A 5,624-nucleotide genomic window follows, 5' to 3' on the forward strand; every position below is an offset into this window, starting at 1 on the left:
AGCACGCCGAAGAAATCGACTTCTGGAAGTTCTGCCAGTGGCGCTTTTTCGAGCAATGGTCGGCGCTCAAGCGCCACGCCAATGCTCGCCACATCGAACTTGTCGGCGACCTGCCGATCTTCGTCGCCGCGCACAGTGCCGATGTGTGGGCGAATCCACAGCTATTCGACCTCGACAAGAAAGGACGTCCACGCGTGGTGGCCGGCGTGCCCCCGGATTACTTCAGCGCCACCGGGCAGCGCTGGGGCAACCCGCTGTACCGCTGGTCGGCACACGCGGCTGAAGATTATCGCTGGTGGGTCGAGCGGATGCGGCAAACGATGAAGCTCTGCGACGTCGTGCGCATCGACCATTTTCGCGGTTTCGAGTCATTCTGGGAAATTCCCGCCGCGGCCAAGACAGCCGTCCACGGGATCTGGCAGCCCGGCCCGGGCGAAGCCGTGTTCAACGCCATTCGCCGCGAGCTGAGCGACGCGCAAGGCCGGCTGCGGATCATCGCCGAGGATCTCGGCATCATCACCCCTGCAGTCAATGCCCTGCGCCTGGCGATCGGTCTGCCTGGCATGCGCATCCTGCAGTTTGCCTTCGACGGCGACGCCAGGAACCCCTACCTGCCACACAACTACGAAGCCAACACGGTGGTCTATACAGGCACCCATGACAACGATACCAGCCGCGGCTGGTGGGAGTCGCTGAGCCGCGCGGAGCAGGACTATGTGCGCGCCTACCTGGGTGTCGGCGACGAGAGCAGCGAAGAAATACACTGGCAACTGATCCGCCTCGCCTGTTCCTCGGTCGCCTCGCTGTGCGTCATTCCCATGCAGGACGTGCTCGGTCTCGATTCGACGCACCGCATGAACGCGCCGGGTCTCGGCGAGGGGTCCTGGGAGTGGCGCTTCAGCTGGCAGCAGGTTGAGGATTCACACGCCAGGCGCCTTGCTGAACTGGCGCGCCTGTACGGACGAAAGCCGGGTTGAGCGCGCCCCCCTGAACCTCGCTGTCGCCTGAGCGGGTGGCTTACCACATCATCAATGCTTGTGATCCGTGTGCCCATCCTTCGCGGCAGCCAGCGGGGTAAAGCGCGCCTGTTCGGCCGCTTTGCCCGGAAAAGTGATCGACACGACGACTTTCATGTCCGGCGCCGACAGGTACTTGGCCATCCCCTTGAGCCGGTTGTCGCCGTCAGGAGCAAGTGTCGCGGTCGCCTTGGCCTTGCCGGCCAGGATGGTTGCCGTGCCGCTTGCGCCGCTGGTCGCAACTTTCTTACCGTCGTGATCGGTGACATACACGACGACCGCGTTGTCCTTCGCTTCCTTGCTGTTCTTGGCGACCACCAGTTCGTAGTGATAGACGCCGGCCATGCGCAACTGGCCGCCGTTGGGCGCTTTCTGGGTTTCCAGGACATCATCGGTATGGGCAAGTAACGTCGGGCTCGCCAAACCAAATGCACTGGCGGCGGCAATCAGGAACAGGGCTTTCTTCATGGAACTCTCCTTGGTGGGTGGAACGGGTCAGAAACTTTCTTTTTCCTGGCTGGCCAGCAGACTATCCAGGGGGCGTTTCCCCCACAGCCAGAACATCACCGGGGTCAGCAGGGTATCGAGCAAGGTCGAGCTGACCAGGCCGCCGAAGATCACTACCGCCACCGGGTGCAGTACTTCCTTGCCCGGTGCGTCGGCAGAGAGCAGCAGCGGCATGAGCGCGAAGGCGGCCACCAGCGCAGTCATCAGCACCGGGGTGAGGCGTTCGAGCGAGCCGCGCACGATCATGTGCTGGCCGAAGGTTTCGCCTTCGAGAGCGCAGAGGTTGATGTAATGGCTGATCTTGAGAATGCCGTTGCGAGTGGCGATGCCCGTCAGCGTGATGAAGCCGACCAGCGCCGCCACCGACAGCGGCTGCCCGGAAATCCACAGGGCGATCACACTGCCGATCAGCGCCAGCGGAATGTTTCCCATGATGATCAAGGTCAGCGCCATCGAGCGGTAGCGGCTGTAGAGCACCATAAAGATCATCGTCAGCGACACCAACGCGAGCAAGGTGATCAGCTTGGCCGCCTGCTCCTGCGCCTGGAACTGACCTTCGAGCGCGGTGAAATAGCCCTCGGGCAAGGGTTTGGCGGCCAGCTCGGCGCGGATATCGGCGATCACCTTCGACATGTCGCGACCGTCGGTGTTGGCCGAGAGTACGATACGCCGGCGCGAGTTTTCGCGGCTGACCTGATTGGGGCCGTCGCTTTCCTCGACGCTGGCGATCTTGGACAAGGGCACGTAGCCGGTCGGCGTCTCGATCAGCAGATCAGCCAATGCCTGCGGCCCGCGCGCGGACTCCGGCAAACGCACCAGCAGGTCGAAGCGACGGTTGCCTTCGATGATCTGGGTGATTTTCTCGCCCTCGATCATTTGTTCCAACCCGCGCAGCAGGTTGCCGGGCGCCACGCCGTAGCGTGCTGCCTGCTCGTAGTCGAGGCGAATCTTGATCTGCGGGATCAGAACCTGCTTTTCGATCTGTAGATCAGTCACCCCGGGGATCCGCGCCAACCGATCGCGCATCTCGGCCGCCAGTCCGCGCAGGGTATCGAGATCGTCGCCGTAAATCTTCAGGGCGATCTGGGCGCGCACGCCGGAAAGCAGGTGATCAAGGCGATGCGAAATCGGCTGGCCGACGTTGGAGGCGGCTGGCAGGCTGGCAAGACGCTGCCGGATGTCAGCGATGATCTGCTCGCGGTTACGCTCGGACGCCTTGAGATCCACATCCATCTCGGTGTAGTGCACGCCTTCGGCATGCTCATCCAGTTCGGCGCGGCCGGTACGGCGTCCGACCTGCGTCACCTCGGGCACTTGCATCACCAGTTGCTCTGCCAGGGTGGCGATGCTGCTGGATTCGGCGAGCGAGGTTCCTGGATTGAGCAGGACATTGACCGTCAGCGTGCCTTCGTTGAACGGCGGCAGGAAGGAGCGCGGAAAGAAGGGAACGCTTGCCGCGACGATGATGACCAGAGCGACGGCCCCGGCCAGCAGGCTGCGCGCATGACCGAATGACCCGTGAAGAAGCTTCGCATCCCAACGCTTGAGCCAAATGACCAGCGGGCTGTCGCCAGCGTGGAGCTGCTTCATCCGCGGCAGGAGGTAATAGGCCATCACCGGCGTCAGCGTCACCGAAACGATCATGCTGGCGAGAATCGAGACGATGTAGGCAATGCCGAGCGGGGTGAACAACCGCCCCTCGATGCCCGGCAATACGAACAGGGGCACGAACACCAGGACGATGATTACCGTCGCATAGACGATGGCGGAACGTACTTCCAGCGTGGCAGCGGCGATAACTTCCGCCACCGGGCGCGGGGAATCAGCGGTTCGGTTCAGCTTCAGGCGCCGCAACACGTTCTCCACGCCGACGACTGCGTCATCCACCAGTTCGCCGATGGCGATGGCCAGACCGCCCAGCGTCATGGTGTTGATCGACAGGCCGAAGTAATGGAAGACCAGCGCCGTGGCCAGTAGCGACACCGGAATCGCCATCAGCGAAATCAGCGTGGTACGCACGTTGAGCAGGAACATGAAGAGGATTACAGCCACCAGGATGGCGCCATCGCGCAATGCCTCTTCAACGTTGTTTACCGAATGCTCGATGAAGTCGGCCTGCTTGAACAGGAAGGACGGCGCGTCAAAGCCCTTGGGCAGGCTCTTGCCGAGTTCGGCCATCGCTTTCTCGACCTCGCGGGTCAGCTTGACGCTGTCGGCAACCGGCTGCTTCTGCACCGACAGGATCACTGCCGGCTTGCCCTTGTAACTGCCGTCGCCACGCTTGATGGCCGGAGCGAGCTGCACGTCCGCCACCTGCTTGAGCAGGATCGGCTGGCCGTTCTTGACCGTCACGACAAGATTCTGCAAGTCTTCGATCCGCGAACTGCGACCAATCTGACGGATCAGCCATTCGCGTCCCTGGGCTTCGAGAAAGCCGCCGCTGGTGTTGGCGCCGAAGTCCTTCAGGGCAGTTTCCAGCTTCTCCCGCTCGATGCCGAGCGCCTGAAGCTGCGCCGGTTTGATTTCGATACGGTATTGCCGCACTTCGCCGCCGATCGGGATGACCTGGGCGACGCCGGGAATGGTCAACAGGCGCGGGCGTACCACCCAGTCCGCATATTCGCGGACGACCATCGGACTGATCTTGTCGGGATCGGCCGGTAGCGCGATCAGCAAAATCTCGCCCATGATCGACGAGATCGGACCGAGCTGCGGCACGATACCGGGTGGCAGGGCTTCGCGCACCAGATTCAGGCGTTCGGCAATCTGCTGGCGGTTACGGTAGATGTCCGAACCCCATTCGAACTCGACGTAGATGATCGACAGGCCGATGCCCGACACCGAGCGGATGCGTGTTACGCCCGGCATGCCGTTCATGCTCGACTCAACCGGGAAGGTGACCAGTTGCTCGACTTCCTCCGGTGCCATGCCGCCAGCCTCGGTCATCAGGGTAACGGTCGGCTTGTTAAGGTCGGGGAAAACGTCGACCGGCATCTGTCGCAGCGTGATCGCGCCATAGATGATCAGCAGCAGCGAGATGCCAAGAACGATCAGCCGCTGCTTGAGGGCAGCATGAATAATGTAGTCGAACATGTCATCGTACTTGCGAGAGCAGGCCGGCGCCGATCGTCACCACGCGGTCGCCGTCATGCAGGCCGTCGAGGATGGCGACGTTGGCTGCATCGAGCGACTGGTGACGAATCCGGCGGGCAACAAAGCGCTCAGCCTCGGTATGGACCCAAACCGCCGTCTCGCCAGCGCCGACTTTGGTCAGTGCCGCCCGGGGCACGGTCGCGCCCTTGACACCTTTGTCGATACGGACGATCACCTTGACCGGCTGCCCAACGGCCACTGCCGCGTTAGGGGTGGTGATGCGAAACAGCAGGGGCAAGGCCTGCTCGCGCAGTTGCTGGCCGCCACCGACAAACTTGAGGTCCAGCGCAGTTTGATCTGCCAAGGCGCTGGCGGAAAGCAGTGTCTTGGCGATGCCGACATCGTAAGCCAGCGCCTCCACGGCGAGGCGGGCGGGATCGACGATCTCGAATAGCACTTCCTTGGCATCGACCACCTGCCCGGCCAGCAAGTGGTGCGAGGCGCTGATGATGCCGGATGCCGGTGCCACGAGCTGTTCGGCGGAGTCGATGCTCGCCCGGACATATGCCCGCCGCTGCTGTAACGCTGTGTGTTCAATGCGCGCTGCGTCAATCTCTTTTTGCGGCACGGCGCCTTCAAGCTGCTCAAAACGTTTCACCTTGCCCTCGGCGATGGCCAGCTGGGCTTCGAGTTCGGCAAGACTTGCTTTCTGGTTGCCACGTTCGATGGCGCCACTGATCGGGCGCAGGTAGGCCAGGACTTCGCCCTTGGCGACCTTCCTTCCGGCTGTCGGCATGCCTTTCGGGCCGGGAATCACGCTGCCGGCGAACATGGCCTGCACCCGCCCGCTGGTTTCCGGATCGGGAATGACCTGGCCATTCATTTCAACCGTCGCCGTCAGTTCGGCGATGCGCACCGGCTGGGTGCGCAGACCAAGCTGACGTTGCACCGGCTTCGGCACGAACAGGCTGCCGTCGGCCAGCCGCTGCAGCGCTGCAGCCCCCCCCA

General features: G+C 62.8%; 4 protein-coding genes. 1 reads left to right on the forward strand and 3 read right to left on the reverse strand.

What is annotated here, in order from left to right; translation table 11 throughout:
- The coding region (gene malQ / locus CAPSK01_RS14735) for a 4-alpha-glucanotransferase (protein ID WP_273703756.1) at positions 1–977 on the forward strand (977 nt) is incomplete at its 5' end.
- A gap of 51 nt (positions 978–1,028) precedes the next feature.
- Here malQ and CAPSK01_RS14740 read toward each other — a convergent pair.
- The 3 genes from CAPSK01_RS14740 to CAPSK01_RS14750 form a co-directional block, all read right to left on the reverse strand.
- Positions 1,029–1,484, reverse strand: coding sequence for a hypothetical protein (locus tag CAPSK01_RS14740; RefSeq protein WP_034928192.1), 456 nt, complete (start codon positions 1,482–1,484; stop codon positions 1,029–1,031).
- Between the two features lie 27 nt (positions 1,485–1,511).
- Positions 1,512–4,616 (reverse strand): efflux RND transporter permease subunit, encoded by a 3,105-nt coding sequence (locus CAPSK01_RS14745; RefSeq protein ID WP_034928194.1) that lies wholly within the window; start codon positions 4,614–4,616, stop codon positions 1,512–1,514.
- A gap of 1 nt (position 4,617) precedes the next feature.
- Positions 4,618–5,624, reverse strand: a 1,007-nt coding sequence (locus CAPSK01_RS14750; protein ID WP_273703757.1) for an HlyD family efflux transporter periplasmic adaptor subunit, incomplete at its 5' end; no start/stop codon positions are given.

It is taken from the genome of Candidatus Accumulibacter vicinus, from assembly GCF_000584955.1.
Taxonomy (GTDB): domain Bacteria; phylum Pseudomonadota; class Gammaproteobacteria; order Burkholderiales; family Rhodocyclaceae; genus Accumulibacter; species Accumulibacter vicinus.